General features: G+C 59.2%; 16 protein-coding genes. 9 read left to right on the forward strand and 7 right to left on the reverse strand.

Translation table 11 applies throughout. The features are described 5' to 3' along the window. Nucleotides 1–2: 2 nt before the first annotated feature. Genes BT119_RS19165 through BT119_RS19180 form a run of 4 tightly spaced genes read right to left on the reverse strand, consistent with a single transcriptional unit; the run spans nt 3 to nt 4,495 of the window. A complete protein-coding gene (locus BT119_RS19165) occupies nt 3–1,220 on the reverse strand; it encodes a DUF4350 domain-containing protein (RefSeq protein WP_003431392.1) in 1,218 nt (405 codons plus the stop codon). Beyond that, on the reverse strand, nt 1,217–2,806 hold the full coding sequence (locus BT119_RS19170; RefSeq protein ID WP_072366693.1) for a DUF4129 domain-containing protein: 1,590 nt from the start codon (nt 2,804–2,806) through the stop codon (nt 1,217–1,219). Before BT119_RS19170 ends, BT119_RS19165 begins: the two co-directional genes overlap by 4 nt. Beyond that, complete coding sequence (locus BT119_RS19175) at nt 2,793–3,773, reverse strand: stage II sporulation protein M (RefSeq protein ID WP_003431389.1); 981 nt, start codon at nt 3,771–3,773, stop codon at nt 2,793–2,795. Before BT119_RS19175 ends, BT119_RS19170 begins: the two co-directional genes overlap by 14 nt. Next, nucleotides 3,770–4,495: an RDD family protein gene (locus tag BT119_RS19180; RefSeq protein WP_072366695.1), complete on the reverse strand. Its 726-nt coding sequence runs from the start codon at nt 4,493–4,495 to the stop codon at nt 3,770–3,772. Before BT119_RS19180 ends, BT119_RS19175 begins: the two co-directional genes overlap by 4 nt. Here BT119_RS19180 and BT119_RS27375 point away from each other — a divergent pair. Continuing rightward, the gene (locus BT119_RS27375; RefSeq protein WP_230082009.1) at nt 4,404–4,679 is read left to right on the forward strand and encodes a hypothetical protein; all 276 of its coding nucleotides are present in this window, start codon (nt 4,404–4,406) and stop codon (nt 4,677–4,679) included. The genes BT119_RS19180 and BT119_RS27375 overlap by 92 nt on opposite strands. Next, nucleotides 4,676–6,106, forward strand: a complete 1,431-nt coding sequence (sbcB, locus tag BT119_RS19190) for an exodeoxyribonuclease I (protein WP_003431386.1) — start codon at nt 4,676–4,678, stop codon at nt 6,104–6,106. Before BT119_RS27375 ends, sbcB begins: the two co-directional genes overlap by 4 nt. 73 nt (nt 6,107–6,179) lie before the next feature. Here sbcB and mvaT read toward each other — a convergent pair whose 3' ends face one another. Then, nucleotides 6,180–6,560: a histone-like nucleoid-structuring protein MvaT gene (gene mvaT, locus BT119_RS19195; RefSeq protein WP_002554971.1), complete on the reverse strand. Its 381-nt coding sequence runs from the start codon at nt 6,558–6,560 to the stop codon at nt 6,180–6,182. Nucleotides 6,561–6,918: 358 nt separating this feature from the next. Between mvaT and purU the strand changes: the two genes are divergently transcribed. After that, a complete protein-coding gene (purU, locus tag BT119_RS19200) occupies nt 6,919–7,770 on the forward strand; it encodes a formyltetrahydrofolate deformylase (protein WP_003363851.1) in 852 nt (283 codons plus the stop codon). Between the two features lie 76 nt (nt 7,771–7,846). Next, nucleotides 7,847–8,047 (forward strand): hypothetical protein, encoded by a 201-nt coding sequence (locus BT119_RS19205; protein ID WP_003363849.1) that lies wholly within the window; start codon nt 7,847–7,849, stop codon nt 8,045–8,047. 49 nt (nt 8,048–8,096) lie between these two features. On the opposite strand, the gene BT119_RS19210 is transcribed toward BT119_RS19205, so the two are convergent. Next, nucleotides 8,097–9,569, reverse strand: a complete 1,473-nt coding sequence (locus tag BT119_RS19210; RefSeq protein ID WP_003363847.1) for an inorganic phosphate transporter — start codon at nt 9,567–9,569, stop codon at nt 8,097–8,099. A 205-nt stretch (nt 9,570–9,774) separates the two neighbouring features. After that, the gene (locus tag BT119_RS19215; protein ID WP_002554967.1) at nt 9,775–9,972 is read right to left on the reverse strand and encodes a hypothetical protein; all 198 of its coding nucleotides are present in this window, start codon (nt 9,970–9,972) and stop codon (nt 9,775–9,777) included. An 857-nt stretch (nt 9,973–10,829) separates the two neighbouring features. Here BT119_RS19215 and pcaR point away from each other — a divergent pair. The 5 genes from pcaR to BT119_RS19240 all read left to right on the forward strand — a co-directional run bounded on the left by pcaR (nt 10,830) and on the right by BT119_RS19240 (nt 16,178). Then, entirely contained in the window at nt 10,830–11,672 is an 843-nt protein-coding gene (gene pcaR / locus BT119_RS19220; protein WP_003363842.1) for a pca regulon transcriptional regulator PcaR, read from the forward strand. Nucleotides 11,673–11,828: 156 nt separating this feature from the next. Continuing rightward, nucleotides 11,829–12,686 carry a CoA transferase subunit A gene (locus tag BT119_RS19225; RefSeq protein WP_003363839.1) on the forward strand — a complete coding sequence of 286 codons (858 nt, stop codon included), beginning with the start codon at nt 11,829–11,831 and terminating at the stop codon, nt 12,684–12,686. Beyond that, the gene (locus BT119_RS19230) at nt 12,683–13,465 is read left to right on the forward strand and encodes a CoA-transferase subunit beta (RefSeq protein ID WP_170846028.1); all 783 of its coding nucleotides are present in this window, start codon (nt 12,683–12,685) and stop codon (nt 13,463–13,465) included. Before BT119_RS19225 ends, BT119_RS19230 begins: the two co-directional genes overlap by 4 nt. Continuing rightward, entirely contained in the window at nt 13,465–14,664 is a 1,200-nt protein-coding gene (gene pcaF, locus BT119_RS19235; RefSeq protein WP_003431382.1) for a 3-oxoadipyl-CoA thiolase, read from the forward strand. Before BT119_RS19230 ends, pcaF begins: the two co-directional genes overlap by 1 nt. A gap of 212 nt (nt 14,665–14,876) precedes the next feature. Next, nucleotides 14,877–16,178, forward strand: coding sequence for an MFS family transporter (locus tag BT119_RS19240; RefSeq protein WP_003431380.1), 1,302 nt, complete (start codon nt 14,877–14,879; stop codon nt 16,176–16,178). The last annotated feature ends 33 nt before the right edge of the window (nt 16,179–16,211 follow it).

Consider the following 16,211-nt stretch of genomic DNA (forward strand, 5'->3'; position numbering starts at 1 on the left):
GGTTACAAGGCATTCCTGAGCGTTTGCAGGTGGGCTACCTGGCGGGTGAATTCGCTGTGTGACAGGCGTTGCGGCGGGCGAGGGCGCAGTGCGTCGCTGATGGCGCTGGTGGGCTGACGGGTCAGGCGTGCAAGCACTTGCCACTGTTCGGCAACGACCAGCCGCTCGAAACCGGGATGCAGTTGGCGGGCGCGACGCAGGATGTCCTGTTGCAGGCGTTTGATCAGCGCCTGCTGCCCGGTGTGTTTGCGCAGGAACTCGGCGCTGGCGCGCAGGTGCTCGGTCAGTTGACGGCGTGCAAGTGGCGCGGGCCTGCGCAACGGGCCCTCGCGCAGACCGATGTGCCAGAGACCCAGGCCGATCAGCAGTGCCAGCGTCAGCAGCGCCTGAGGATAGTTGCGCAGCAATAGGCTCAGCAGGTTGTCGTGTTCGGTTTGCTGCACCAGGGTCACTTGGCTGTCCTGCGTCAGATACCAGAGCAGCCAGGCATTGTCATAGTGGCCGATCGAGCGGGTTTTCCACAGGTTGGCGTCCGTGACGACGGTGATCAGCCCGTTGCCCCGGCTTATTTGCAGCAGGTGTGTGGCATCGGCGCTGTTGGCCCAGGATTGAGCGTTATCTTCCGGGTCTTCGAGGTGAAACGCCGGATCGAAACTCATGTAGGCCGGGGCGCTCTCGTTTTCCAGGTACAGGCGGGTCAGCTCCGGCCAGGGCATTTTCTTGCGTTTGGAGGCGGGCGTCATCAGCGGGATGGGCAGTGGCGGCTGAGCGTCGGTCAACTGCTGTTCCTTGGCATTGATGTCTTTGGTGAGGTACTGATGAATCTGCAGACTGTCCAGCAGCAGATCGCCGCTGCGGCCTTTTTGTTCGTCCCAAAGTTGTTCGGCGACGAACAGCAGGTGCCCGCCTGCCTCGGCCCAGCTCAGCAGCTTTTGGGTTTGCGCCGGGGTCATGTCTTCCCGGTCATCGAGCAGCAGCAGGGTCTGGGTGCTCTGAGTCGGGTCGGGAAGTTGAGCCAGCGTGTCGATGGTATTGACCGTGATGGAGCGGCCACGCAGAAAATGTTCGGCCGCCAGCCAGGGATTGGCCTTCGCCTGTGGCGAGGGGCCCTGATCGACCGTTTTCTCGTAGCGCTCGAGCTGAGTGCTCAGAAACAGCGCGCCGCCTGCCAGCAGCAACAGGGCCAGCAGCCCGATCAGCAGGCCGGTGCGGCGGCTCATGGCTGCGCTGCCTGGCTGAACAGACGACGCCAGCCATCGCAGAGTTCCTGCCGGGCATGGGCCGGTGGCAGGCGATGTCCATAGGCGAGGTTCTGCCAGTGCAGGGTCAGCGTGTGGCTGAACTCACTCAGCCGCGGCTGGTTGAGCGCGGCGATACGTTCCAGCACCTGACTTTCGGTATCGGCATTTTTTAATGGCAATCGATAGTCGCTCAGCAAGCGGCTGAGCAGGGCGCGATACAACAGACCCAGCGCTTCGCGAGGCTGGCTGTTCCAGAGCTGTTCGGCCCGGCCGGCAACATCGTCGGGCAGGCTTTCGGCACTGACTTGCAGGCCGAAAAGTTGCTCCGGCGCCGGGCGGGTGGTTTTTACCTTGCTGACCTCTCGGCCTGCGAAGGTCCTGAACCAGTCCCGATAACGGAAGATCACCAGCCCCACAAGCACGATGACCACGGCCCACAGCAGCACTTCAATCAGGCTGGCCAGGGCGCTCGCTGCGCGCAGAAGCCGATTGAGCCAGGTCATCAGCCAGCTCTGGTCGCGCGTGTCCCGAGCCGCAGACTGGCCTTTCTGTTTTTCAGGAAAGCGCCAGCCGGTTTCAGTCTTTGGATTACGGAAGGGCGGTTGTTGCAGAACGTTCTGGATCTGGCTGCGTGCCGCTTCGCTGGTCAGGGACTGGCGGGTCAGGCGCGGTGTGTCGGGCGCGGCCATGGACGGGTCAGGGTCCGTCTGAGCGGTTTCCGGCAATGGGCAGCTGTAGCTGGGTTGATCGGCCCAAGCCGGTGCTGGCGCTGCAGAAAGTACCAGCCCGACGCCCATCAACACCGCATAGGCCGTGCCGATCAGGCGCTGCCGCAGGCGCCGGAAGATCAGCTCTATATCCCAGGCTTCAAGAACCGTGCGGCGATTCAAATACAGGGTGAAGCCGCAGGCGACATACACAGGCTCCCAGATGACCAGCGCCAAGGCATAGAAAAGGTTGGTCAGGTGGTCGATCCACAACCACTGGTTTTCAACGTCGAGCAGACTCATCCAGTGCCAGTCGATCTGGATCTGCTGCGGTATCAGGGCGTAGAGCAGGATCAGCAGGCCTATCCACAGTGCGTATTCCAGGTGTGCGCCAACGATGGTGAGCAGCTGTGCGGCACGCAGGTCTTTCTGGCTGAGCAGGCCGATGCGCAGGGCGCGCTCGGTATCTGCCAGATGCTCCAGTTGCTGCACTGGCAGTTGGAAACTGCGACTCAGGGAAAGACGTCGCCACAAGAGGCTGGGCAGCAGTTGCTCCTTCAGGGTCGCCGGCCATGCCTTGAGGGCCTGTCCCAATGTCGGCGTGGCACCGAACAGTGACTGCGAAAGGATCAGCAGCGGCAACCGTTCGAACGCAGGTTTGAGCCACCAGAACAGCAGGATGGCGGCCGTGGGGTAATCCCAGAGCAACGCACTGAGGATGCCGAAAAAGGGCAGGGTGACGATTGCCCAACTGCTCATCAGCACGCGGCGGTGCCGCCCGGCGAGCAGCACGCCCAGGTCGATGGCTTCCCAGGGCAAGCGCGGGCGTATGGCAACGGTCGACTCAGTCAGGCGCATGAGGTGTACGTCCTGCCAGAGTCAGATACGCGGCCACCATCACCCACAGGACGGTACCTGTCACGTACTTGAGAAGTGGTCCGGGCCAGGTCATCGATGACCAGTACGCCTCGATGAAGGCTGCGATCAGCAGAAACAGGATTACCCCGCCGACCAGTTGCATGCTGGCCCGCGCGGCGATGCGCAGCGCGGCACTGCGCGTCAGCCTTCCGGGGGCCAGCAAGGCCCAGCCCAGCTTGAGACCCGCCGCCCCGGCGAGGGCGATGGCCGTCAGCTCGAAGGCGCCGTGACCAATGACGAAGGGCCAGAAGGTCTGTCCGTATCCGATGTCTGTCAGGTGCCCGGCGATTGCGCCGGTCATCAACCCGTTGAAGAGCAGGAAGAACAGGCTGCCCAGTCCGAACAGCAAGCCGCTGGCATAGGTCTGGAAGGCGATACCGATGTTGTTCATGATGTAGTAGCCGAACATCATCCAGTCCGTATCGGAACCCCGCTCGACGGGCTGTCCGACCCGGCTGGCCGACGGGTCATACATGCTCTGCATGTCTGCCAGTTGTTCGGGGCTGACGACGCTGTAGATCAGTTGGGGAAAACCATACACCAGCAACGCCATGCCGATCAGGCTACCGAACAGCAGGAGGCTGGCAACCAGTACAAAGCGCCACTCGGCCCGCACGCGTCGCGGAAAGCCGCTCAGAACGAAGCTCAGCAGTCGTACCCCGGCAGTGCTGCGGTGACGGTAGAGTTGCTGGTGACCGCGCATGGCCAATTGGTGCAGGGGGTCGACCAGATGGCTGCTGTAGCCGCGCTCCTGGGCCAGCGCCAGATGGTGGCAGAGGCGTCGATAATCGCCGGGAAAGCTCTCGCCGCCGCTGACATCGCCCTTGCCCTGTTCAAGGGCCGTCAGGCGCTGCTCAAAGCGTTGCCACTCCTGCTGATGGCGGGTTTCAAACAGGCTCTGCTTCATGTCGGCCCCAGCAGGTGGCGGGCGATGCCGTTGACATGAGCGACCGCCGTGTCGGCGGGGATACGCAAGGGTTCGGCAAGGATGGCCGCCAGTTCCTGGGTTCGTGCGCTGGACAGTTCACCCTGCCGCTCCGCCAGGCCGAGCACCGCCCGCTGTTCATCCAGATGCAGGGCAAAGGGCACCATGACCGGTTCGGCCTGCGGCAGGGTAGGGCGCGCCACCGGCCGGTCGCTGTAAATCACCAGCGTTCCGGCGGCGAGATCACCCAGCCGTTTGAATAGCGAATGGTTCAGACAAGTGATCGCCCCCAGCCCGTAGCCCAGCGGGAGCATGTCGACGAAGCGCAGTAGATTGCGGATCAGCGACGAAGACCAGTCTATGGGCGTGCCGTCGTCATGCACCACCCGCAGCCCGAGCATGCGCTTTCCGGGTGTGCGTCCCTGGTTGAGCACTTCAAACAGCACCATGTACCACCAGTTCAGCAGAAAAAACACCAAAGCGGCCAGACCCATGCCGAGCTTGTCGAACAGTTGCAGAAGCACAAAGAACACGCCGATGAGGGCTGCGCGAATAGCAAAGTCGATGCCGAACGCCAGTGCGCGGGAAACCAGCCCGGCAGGGCGCAGAAGCATGTCGATGCCTTCTGGCGTTTCGATTTCAATGCGCGTGTCCAATGGCGTGGGCAGCGCTGCATTCCTTGGCGAAGCGGGACGGGATGACATTGTCGGAAGGACGCGCCTGAAAACGAAAACTGATGCTAGCTACCGCAGCGGAGCTAAGCAACCGACCATTCAATACGCGGGCCGTAAGAAAACATTTCCCGGTGCGCCGGATACGACCCGATTAGCCAATGACACCTGTCACGCCCTACACTTCGCGGGTCTTTTGTTCAGGATCAGCCCGTGACTTCCAGCATCTTCTGGTACGACTACGAAACCACCGGTATCAACCCGCGCAATGATCGTGCGCTGCAGATGGCCGGGATTCGCACGGATACCGACCTCAATGAAATCGCGGCTCCGGTCAATCTGCACTGCCAGCTCAGCGATGACATCCTGCCTCATCCTGCCGCCTGCATGATTACCGGAATCACTCCAGCCACGCTGGTAGAAAAAGGCTTGTGCGAGGCCGATTTCATGACGCGCGTACATGCCGAACTGTCGGCACCGGGTACCTGTGGCGCGGGTTACAACACCTTGCGTTTTGATGACGAAGTCACGCGCTACAGTTTTTATCGCAACTTCTTCGACCCCTATGCCCGCGAATGGCAGGGGGGCAACAGTCGCTGGGATCTGATCGATGTTGTCCGGGCTGCCTATGCATTGCGCCCCGATGGCATCGTCTGGCCGGAGCAGGACGGTCGGGTCACGCTGAAACTGGAGCGGCTGACGGCTGCCAATGGTATTGATCATGGACAGGCGCACGACGCGTTATCCGATGTGCGTGCAACTATTGCTCTGGCCCGTTTGATTCGTGAAAAGCAGCCGAAGCTTTATGACTATTTGTTTGCATTGCGCAGCAAACAGAAAGTCCAGGAGCAGGTTCGCCTGATGCAGCCTCTGGTGCATATTTCCGGACGCTTTTCTGCGGCGCGCAATTACCTCGGCGTGGTGCTGCCGTTGGCATGGCACCCGCATAATCGCAATGCGCTGATCGTGTGTGATCTGCACCTGGATCATTCACCGTTGTTGCACGAGGACGCTGAAATACTCAAACGGCGTTTATATACGCGGCACGACGCGCTGGGCGACGGCGAATTGCCCGTGCCGCTCAAACTATTGCATATAAACCGCTGCCCGGTGATCGCGCCGCTGGGGGTGCTGCGTAGCGAAGATCAGCAGCGGCTGCAACTGGACATGGCCGGCTATCAGGCACGCGCAACGCAATTGAGTGAACACCGCGAAGTTTGGCACGATAAACTGGCGGCCGTTTACGGCAAGGACGATTTCGCCGCAAGTGAAGATCCCGAACAGCAGTTATATGATGGTTTTATGGGGGACCGTGATCGTCGACTGTGTGAGCAAGTTCGGCAGGCCGAACCCGAACAATTGGCGCGTGACGCCTGGCCGTTTGATGATGCCCGATTGCCTGAATTGTTATTCCGGTATCGCGCTCGTAACTTTCCTGACACCTTGAGTGGCGAAGAGCAAACACGCTGGCGGGATTTCTGTCAGCAGCGATTGCGCAGCCCGGAATGGGGCGCTCCCAACACCCTGCATGACTTTACGGCCGCATTGATAGAATGCTCCCTTAGTGCCGCGCCAGAGCAGTTGGAGGTGTTGCGGCAATGGCAGGATTATGCAAACGAACTGAGTAACCGTCTGGGCGTATAGAAAATACCGGGCAATAAAAAACGCCAGCAAGCTGGCGTTTTTGCAATCGCGATGAACCGCGACCTTGTGAAGCTTAGCCCAGCAAAGTGGCCCAGCTTTCAACGTCGTCGCTGCCCCACTTGGCTTTCCACTCTTTCAGCGTCTTGTGGTTGCCACCTTTGGTTTCGATGACTTCACCGTTGTGCGGGTTCTTGTATTGCTTGACCTTGCGCGCGCGTTTGGTGCCGGCAGGTTTAACAGCGCCGCCACGAGGGGCCTTGTTTACCTTGGCATCCGGATCCAGCAGGGCAATGATGTCACGCAGCGACTTTTGGTATTCGCCCATCAGCGTGCGCAGTTTGCCTTCGAATTCCAGCTCGGTTTGCAGTTTGTCGTCTTGCGACAGGTTCTTCAAACGGGCTTGCAGTTCTTTGATGGCTTCTTCTGTGGCGCGGTATTCGTTGATCAGGGACATGAGGAGACCTTATGTTGTGAGGGTTGCAGGGATACAGTGCGGCAATAATAGTCACTGTAAATGAGCAAGTAAACATTAAATAAAAGTTTTATTTGAATTATTTAGCAATATACACGCGTCCTACAGACCTCTGAACTAGGGGTGGGCCGTGCGTCCTTCAAAAGATCGCCGCTATAAAGCCCTCCTTATTACAGGTTTTGTTTAGCGGCGGACCCCGTAAAAAGCCATACTGGCAAGGTGCAATCTTTGGCCTTGGCGGTGTGCTTTTTCGGCATCTGAATTCAGGCAACAGAGATACTGCAGTTTTGCTGCGCAGCCGCTAGAATAGCGGCTTTGCGAAGTTCTGGAGTTTCCCCTAATGCGCACTTTTCGTCTGGTGATTGCTTGCCCGGACCGTGTAGGCATCGTTGCCAAAGTCAGTAACTTTCTGGCGTCCCATAACGGCTGGATCACCGAAGCGAGTCATCATTCTGACAATCTCAGCGGCTGGTTTTTCATGCGTCACGAGATTCGTGCCGACACCCTGCCTTTTGACCTGGACGGGTTCCGTGAAGCCTTCACGCCGATCGCCGAAGAGTTTTCGATGGACTGGCGCATTACCGACTCGGCGCAGAAGAAGCGCGTCGTGCTCATGGCAAGTCGTGAATCGCACTGTCTGGCTGACCTGCTGCACCGTTGGCACAGTGACGAACTCGACTGCGACATCGCCTGTGTGATTTCAAACCACCAGGACCTGCGCAGCATGGTCGAGTGGCATGACATCCCTTACTACCATGTTCCGGTGGACCCGAAAGACAAGGAGCCTGCGTTCGCCGAGGTATCGCGTCTGGTCGGTCATCACCAGGCCGACGTCGTGGTTCTGGCGCGTTACATGCAGATCCTGCCGCCACAGCTGTGCCGTGAATATGCCCATCAGGTCATCAATATCCACCACAGCTTCCTGCCATCGTTCGTCGGCGCCAAGCCTTATCACCAGGCCTCGTTGCGTGGCGTCAAACTGATCGGTGCGACCTGTCACTATGTGACCGAAGAGCTCGACGCCGGTCCGATCATCGAGCAGGACGTCGTGCGCGTCAGCCACCGTGACAGCATCGAAAACATGGTGCGTTTCGGCCGCGACGTGGAAAAAATGGTGCTGGCCCGCGGCCTGCGCGCTCACCTGGAAGACCGCGTTCTGGTTCACGACAACAAGACAGTCGTCTTCGACTGATCTATCTTTTCCGGAGCGCGCCCGTCGCGCTCCCGACTCAATGTCGGCAATGGTGCAACGCGCAAGGTGACCGCCAATGACCGATCCTCTCGACAAAGCCACTTCCACCGCTCCGGCAACGCTTGGCGAAGGCTGCCTGAGCCGCTATGACCCTGCTGAACTGACTGCGGAAAACGGCACTGATTTCGACGGAGCCGCAGCACTGTGGCGCGAGCTGCAGCAAGCGCAAGCGCCTGATGAAGGGCTTGAGGAGGAGGGGACGCAAGAGGGCAAGTGAGTCAAACCCTTGAGCGGCGCCGTGCATGCACCGCCCAAAGGGTTTCAGATCAGGCCAGGGCTTTGGAAGCCAGCCAGAACAGCGCTGCGGACAAGGCGACGGTCGCCGGCAGGGTCAGCACCCAGGCCAGCAGGATGGTGCGCACGGTTCCGCCTTGCAGGCCGCTCTTGTTGGCGACCATGGTGCCAGCTACACCTGAAGACAGAATGTGCGTGGTGGAGACTGGCAGACTGAACACGTTGGCCAGACCAATCGCGCAGGCGGTGGTGATTTGCGCCGACATGCCTTGTGCGTAAGTCATGCCCTGCTTGCCGATCTTCTCGCCGATCGTCAGGACCACGCGTTTCCAGCCGACCATGGTGCCGATGCCCAGCGCCAGTGCCACTGCGAGAATCACCCAGAACGGTGCGTATTCGGTGGTGGTGGTCAGGTCCTTGCGAAGTTTCTCCAGGTCGGATTTTTCACGCGCAGACAGGTCTGGAAGTTTGCCGACCTTGCGGGCGGTATCGTCCAGGCACAACAGATAGCGACGTACTTCGATGCGGCTTTCAGGGGCCAGCGCGTGGTAGTCGGACACGCCTTTCAGGCGGTCGAGCAGCGCGTCGATGGTAGGTTCGGTCTGCTTCGGATTACAGGCGGAGCTGGACGGCAGGTCGCCTTTTTCAGCTTTACCCATCGCCAGATATTCACCCAGCGTGCTGCTGTTGCGCTGATAGAACTGGCTCAGGTGCTGGGTCGCATCGCGGGTGCGTTCAATCTGATAGGTGGTGCTGGTGAGGTCAAGCACGAACTGGCTGGGCACGATACCGATCAGCACCAGCATGATCAGACCAATGCCTTTCTGGCCGTCATTCGAACCGTGTACGAAGCTGACCGCCATGGCGGAAATGACCAGCACCAGACGGTTCCAGAACGGCGGGTGCTTCTTGTCATCCAGCTTGCGGCGCTGGTCGGGGGTCTTGTGCATCTTCGACAGCGGGCGCCACCATTTCAGGGCAACCAGCACCAGACCCGCAACGATAAAGCCGGCCAGCGGCGAGAACACCAGCGAAGCACCGATATCGATCGCTTTTTGCCAGTTCACGCCATCGGCCAACGGGATATCGTTGAGCAGCGCATTGGCCAGACCCACACCGAGTATCGAGCCGATCAGCGTATGCGAACTGGAGGCCGGAATACCGAAGTACCAGGTACCGAGGTTCCAGGTAATCGCCGCCGCCAGCAGCGAGAACACCATGGCCAGGCCATGTCCGGTGTTGACGTTGATGAGCAGCTCGACCGGCAGCAGATGGACGATGGCATAGGCAACGCCTACGCCGCCCAGCAACACGCCGAGAAAGTTGAATACACCGGAAAAGAACACGGCCAGATGAGGCGGCATCGCTTTGGTGTAAATGACTGTCGCCACCGCGTTGGCGGTGTCATGAAAGCCGTTGATGAACTCGAAGGTGAGGACGAAAGCCAGGGCGAGCAACAGGCTCACAAGCACCCAGGCATCAAGCCCGCTGAATAAATCGATCATGTAGGTTTTCTGACCGGGTCTGAAGGGGGCGCGATTATGACAGAAAAAATACCGAACGACTTGTCGTCACCGCCAGGTGTCGCCTCAAACCAAAAAAAAGACGCATGAGCGCCGCCCCGTTGAATGCTCAATGAGGCAGTAAGGCGTGTAATTCAGGGTGCTGGAAGTGAGAGGCGAATCGGGCTGGGTCATCAGACCCGCGCTGTCACGGCTCTTCTTTCAGGCCTTCTTCCATTTTTTGCAGTTCTTGCTTGAACGCCTGGTCCAGCAGGCTGGCTCTTTTGCGCCAGGGCTTGCGTTCCGGTTCCGGTTGCGCGGCGTAGGTGGTGATTTCACCGCCGTAGACATCCTTGTAGCGTTGCTCCTGGCGCTCAAGTTCCGCGCGCAGTTCATCTTTAGTCACTTTAATACCTGTTTGAGTCGAATGGGCTCTGGCGATGACGCAAAACATTGCAAGTATGTTCACTCCAGTCTGGCTGTATACCCAATACAGTCAGCGACCTGTTCGGACAATTGCGCGAAAGGTTTACCGGACATGCCTGTTGTTGTCTGCGGCTACGTGCACCAGAGAAAAACACCTGTCGTAGCGACACTCGTTTGATTTCAAGCGCAGGGCTTGCGCTGGCAGGCCTGCTTAAGGTCTCGCTGCGAGGGTGCACCGCGACAACGCGCCGACAGGACAGTCGAGGCGGGAATCGGGTGAACGGATCAATCGTTGCGAGGGTAATGCCGACCAACTGACGGATACTATCTCCAAGAACTTCTGCTACGTCAACAACAGAGGTTGAATGAGTTCACAGGTCTGGTTTTTTTGTACGATTGTTCCGAAGTTTCAGTGAGCCGTTTATATGACATAAGTTTTATAAAACAGTTTTCACTTTCGACGACAAAATGTTGGCGAAGAAATTCAACGCCTTTTATATGCAGGATGTGTGGAGTTACGCGGCGGGCACAGACCGGGAACGGGATGACGAGGAGGGGGTCGCAAGCGTCTGTCGCGCGGAAGGTGCCTGAATAATGAAAACGGCCTTGCTTGGTGAGCAAGGCCGCTGCCTTGGACTTCTCAGTGGGTACCTGACCAGTATTTCCAAGAAGTCACTTCATGGCAGAGGTAAAGGTATAAGTATATTTACATGGGGTCAATTGCGATTATCGGCCACCTGTTCGATAATCGCACAAGTGGGTGCGGGTTTCGCTTCTCTAAAAAGAGCTGAAACCTGCGGTTTACAGGGCTTCAAGGCAGTTACATAAGGTGTGTCAATGAACGACGAACTGCGTAAATCTTTTGCCTCATTGGCACCGCCCATCGTGGCATCGCCCGCAAAGCGCATTCAGGCGCTGACCGGTGACCCGGATTTCATGACGTCGCTGGCGCGTGGGCTGGCCGTGATTCACGCCTTTCAAGAGCGCAAGCGGCACCTGACCATTGCGCAGATCAGCCACCGCACGGAAATCCCCCGCGCGGCAGTTCGCCGTTGCCTTCACACGCTGATCAAGCTCGGTTATGCGACCACTGACGGCCGTACCTACTCGCTACTGCCCAAGGTGCTGACCCTGGGCCACGCCTATTTGTCATCGACGCCACTGGCAACGTCTTCGCAGCCTTATCTGGACCGTATGAGTGACCAGTTGCATGAGGCGTGCAACATGGCCACGCTGGAAGGCGACGACATTCTTTATATAGCGCGCTCTGCCACGACGCAGCGGCTGATCTCGGTCGACCTCTCCGTGGGCGGCCGTCTTCCAGCGTACTGCACGTCCATGGGCCGCATTCTGCTGGCCGCACTCGATGACGTGTCGTTGCATGAATACCTTGACCATGTGGATCTGCAGCCCAAGACCAGCCGCACCATTCGCACGCCGGAAGCCCTGCTCGAATGTCTGCAACTGGTTCGGCAGCAGGGCTGGTGCATTGTCGATCAGGAACTGGAGCAGGGGCTGCGTTCGATTGCCGTGCCGGTCTATGATGCGTCGGGCCAGGTGCTGGCCGCGCTGAATGTCAGCACCAGTGCCGGGCGTGTGGCACGCAGCGAGCTGGAGCAGCGCTTTTTGCCGATCATGCTCGATGCCAGTCGTGACCTGAGCACGCAACTGTTTACCTGACGTGGCCGTGTTTTCGACTGACTGAATTCGTTCGATTACCGAACGTTTAGTCGATTATCGGATTGTTTGCCCTCGTGCTCAGGCATAACCTCATTTTCATTCCGGCGCAGGTCTTCGCGCTGATCATTGAACGTGATGTTGGGTTCGGAGCACCTCATGGCAGACATTCTTTCTCTACGCGATGCGGTGAAGCAACTGGTCAACGATGGCGACACCGTTGCGCTGGAAGGCTTCACTCATCTGATCCCCACGGCCGCCGGCCATGAAATCATCCGTCAGGGTAAAAAAGACCTGACCCTGGTGCGCATGACGCCTGACCTGATCTACGACCAGTTGATCGGCGCCGGTTGTGCGAAGCGGCTGATTTTTTCGTGGGGCGGCAACCCTGGGGTTGGCTCCTTGCACCGTTTGCGCGATGCCGTTGAAAAACAGTGGCCGCGTGAAATGGAAATTGAAGAGCACAGCCACGCCGACCTCGCCAACGCCTATGTCGCTGGCGCATCCGGTCTGCCGTTTGCGGTGCTGCGCGCTTATGCCGGGTCCGACCTGCCGAAGGTCAACCCGCTGATCAAGACGGTCACCTGCCCGTTCACCGGCGAAGTATTGGCAGCGGTGCCTTCGGTACGTCCCGACGTCACCGTGATTCATGCGCAGAAAGCCGACCGCAAGGGCAACGTGCTGTTGTGGGGCATTCTCGGTGCGCAGAAAGAAGCCGCGCTGGCTGCGAAGCGTTGCATTGTGACGGTGGAGGAAATCGTCGATGACCTCAAGGCACCGATGAATTCCTGCGTGCTGCCAACCTGGGCGCTGAGTGCGGTGTGCCTGGTGCCAGGTGGCGCTCACCCGTCTTATGCGCACGGCTACTACGAGCGTGACAATCCGTTCTATCAGGCCTGGGACCCGATCGCCCGAGACCGGGAGACGTTCACGGCGTGGATCGATGAATACATCCACGGCACCGCAGACTTCAGTGAATTCCAGAGCAAGCTGGCTCGCGCTTCGGAGGCCAAATAATGACTTACTCCACCAGTGAAATGATGACCGTTGCCGCAGCCCGTCGCTTGCGTAATGGTTCTGTGTGCTTCGTCGGCATCGGCCTGCCTTCGAAGGCGGCGAATCTGGCACGTCTGACCTCTGCGCCCGACGTGGTACTGATCTACGAGTCGGGTCCGATCGGCGCCAAGCCCACGGTGTTGCCGCTGTCTATCGGTGATGGCGAGTTGGCTGAAACCGCAGACACAGTGGTATCCACCAGCGAAATCTTTCGTTATTGGCTGCAGGGCGGCCGTGTCGATGTCGGCTTTCTCGGCGCGGCGCAGGTCGACCGTTTCGGCAACATCAACACCACCGTGGTCGGCGATTACCATCATCCAAAAGTGCGTCTGCCGGGAGCCGGTGGTGCGCCGGAGATCGCCGGGTCGGCCAAGTCAGTGCTGATCATTCTCAAGCAGTCGGCGCGTTCGTTCGTCGACAAGCTGGACTTCATCACCTCGGTTGGCCATGGCGAAGGCGGCGATTCGCGCAAGCGTCTGGGTCTGCCCGGTGCTGGCCCGGTGGGCATTATCACCGACCTGTGCATCATGGAGCCGGAAGCCGGCACCCATGAGTTCGTCGTGACCACGCTCCACCCTGGCGTGACCCGCGAGCAGGTTATTGCCGCAACCGGCTGGGCGATCCGCTTTGCCGACACCGTTGTTGTGTCCGAAGAGCCTACTGACGTCGAACTGACGGCGCTGCGTGATCTGGAAGCACGAACCGCTGCGGCTCACGGTCAGGTTGCGGGAGAAGCGTGATGCGTGAAGTATTCATTTGCGATGCGATTCGTACGCCCATCGGTCGGTTTGGTGGCGGGTTGTCTTCAGTGCGTGCAGACGACCTGGCCGCGGTGCCGATCAAGGCGCTGATGGAGCGCAATCCTTCGGTCAACTGGGAAGAAATCGACGAAGTGTTCTTCGGCTGTGCCAACCAGGCCGGTGAGGACAACCGCAACGTTGCGCGCATGGCTGCTCTGTTGGCCGGGCTGCCGGAAAGCGTACCGGGCGTCACCCTCAATCGCCTGTGTGCTTCCGGAATGGACGCCATCGGCACCGCTTTCCGGGCCATCGCGTCAGGTGAAATCGAGCTGGCAATCGCCGGAGGCGTCGAGTCGATGTCTCGTGCGCCCTTCGTGATGGGCAAGGCCGATGCCGCGTTTTCGCGCAACATGAAGCTGGAAGACACCACCATCGGTTGGCGCTTTATCAATCCGGCGATGAAAGCGCAGTACGGCGTGGACTCAATGCCGGAGACAGGCGACAACGTTGCAACCGACTTCAGGATTTCTCGAGCCGATCAGGACGCTTTCGCCCTGCGCAGCCAGCAACGCACTGCCGTTGCCCAGGCTGCGGGCTTTTTCGAGGAAGAGATCGTGCCGGTGCGGGTCGCGCACAAAAAGGGCGAAACCATTGTCGACAAGGATGAGCATCCGCGTGGCGATACCAGTCTGGAAACCCTGAGCAAACTCAAGCCGGTCAACGGCCCGGACCGCACAGTGACTGCCGGTAATGCGTCCGGGGTCAACGACGGTGCTGCGGCGCTGATTCTAGCGTCGGCCGAAGCGGTGAAAAAGCATGGCCTGACACCCCGTGCCCGCGTACTTGGCATGGCCAGCGCGGCGGTTGCACCACGGGTGATGGGCATTGGCCCGGTGCCAGCGGTGCGTAAACTGGTCGAGCGGCTGGGCTTGGCGGTGACCGATTTCGATGTCATCGAACTCAATGAAGCATTTGCCAGCCAGGGTATTGCGGTGCTGCGCGAACTGGGTCTGGCGGACGATGCGCCGCAGGTCAATCCCAACGGCGGGGCAATTGCCCTTGGCCATCCGCTGGGCATGAGTGGCGCGCGGCTGGTGCTGACGGCGCTGCATCATCTGGAGAAAACCGGCGGGCGCAGAGGCCTGGCAACCATGTGCGTCGGCGTCGGGCAGGGGCTGGCGCTGGCCATCGAGCGGTAAGCCCTCCCGTTTCAACCTGTTGTCCAGCAACCCGGATCGTTTGTCTGCCTCCACGAAAAGGCGGGCCGATGATCCGGGTTGTTGTTCGTCCGGGCACTGGATGTTCAACCCTGCCGATTTTTCCTGGTGGCTGAATTGCTCTGACTTATTGTGCTCGATTAAAGACGGTGTTACAGATTGTTTCTTATGGACAGTTCTGCTTGGGGAAAATAATGACTACAACATCAAAAGCACCGCATTACACCGGCGAGGAGCGAAGCAAAAGAATTTTCGCCATTGTCGGTGCTTCATCCGGCAACCTGGTCGAATGGTTCGACTTTTATATCTACGCCTTCTGCGCGATTTATTTCGCACCGGCTTTCTTTCCTTCCGATGATCCGACCGTTCAGTTGCTCAACACTGCAGGTGTGTTTGCCGCTGGCTTTCTGATGCGTCCGATTGGCGGCTGGCTGTTTGGTCGTGTCGCAGACAAACATGGTCGCAAGAACTCCATGCTGATTTCGGTCACCATGATGTGTGCCGGATCATTGATCATTGCCTGCCTGCCGACCTATGCATCGATTGGTGCCTGGGCGCCGGCCTTGTTGCTGATGGCGCGCCTGCTGCAAGGCCTGTCGGTGGGTGGCGAGTACGGCACCACGGCCACTTACATGAGTGAAGTGGCGTTGCGTGGCCAGCGTGGCTTTTATGCTTCGTTTCAGTACGTGACTCTGATCGGCGGGCAACTGCTGGCGGTGTTGACGGTGGTCATCCTCCAGCAATTCCTGACCACCGAAGAGTTGCGTGACTACGGCTGGCGCATCCCCTTCGTGATCGGTGCTGCCGCAGCGGTCATCGCCTTGCTGCTGCGTCGCACCCTCAACGAAACCACCACAGCCGAAAGCCGGCAGGACAAGGACGCCGGCAGTATCGCGGCACTGTTCAAGCATCATGCCGCAGCCTTCATCACAGTGCTGGGTTACACCGCCGGTGGCTCGCTGATTTTCTACACCTTCACGACCTACATGCAGAAATACCTGGTCAACACCGGAGGCATGGAAGCCAAGACCGCCAGCTACATAATGACCGGCGCGCTGTTTCTGTACATGTGCATGCAACCTTTTTTCGGCATGCTCGCGGACCGCATCGGCCGTCGCAATTCGATGCTTCTGTTCGGTGCGCTGGGTACGCTGTGTACAGTACCGATCCTGATGACGCTCAAGACCACCACCAACCCGTTCATTGCCTTTGTGCTGATTACCCTGGCGCTGGCGATCGTCAGCTTCTACACCTCGATCAGCGGGCTGGTCAAAGCCGAGATGTTTCCACCTCAGGTTCGCGCACTGGGCGTGGGGCTGGCGTATGCGGTGGCCAACGCGGTGTTCGGTGGCTCGGCTGAGTGGGTTGCGCTGAAACTCAAGAGTGCCGGGATGGAGAACAGTTTTTACTGGTACGTGACGGCCATGATGGCGGTAGCGTTCCTGTTCAGTCTGCGCTTGCCCAAAGAGCCCAAGTACCTGCATCAGGATCATTGATCGCAGGGTTTGTTTCGGCCACAAAAAAACCAC

This window comes from Pseudomonas sp. NFACC10-1, from assembly GCF_900119195.1.
Lineage (GTDB): Bacteria > Pseudomonadota > Gammaproteobacteria > Pseudomonadales > Pseudomonadaceae > Aquipseudomonas > Aquipseudomonas cerasi.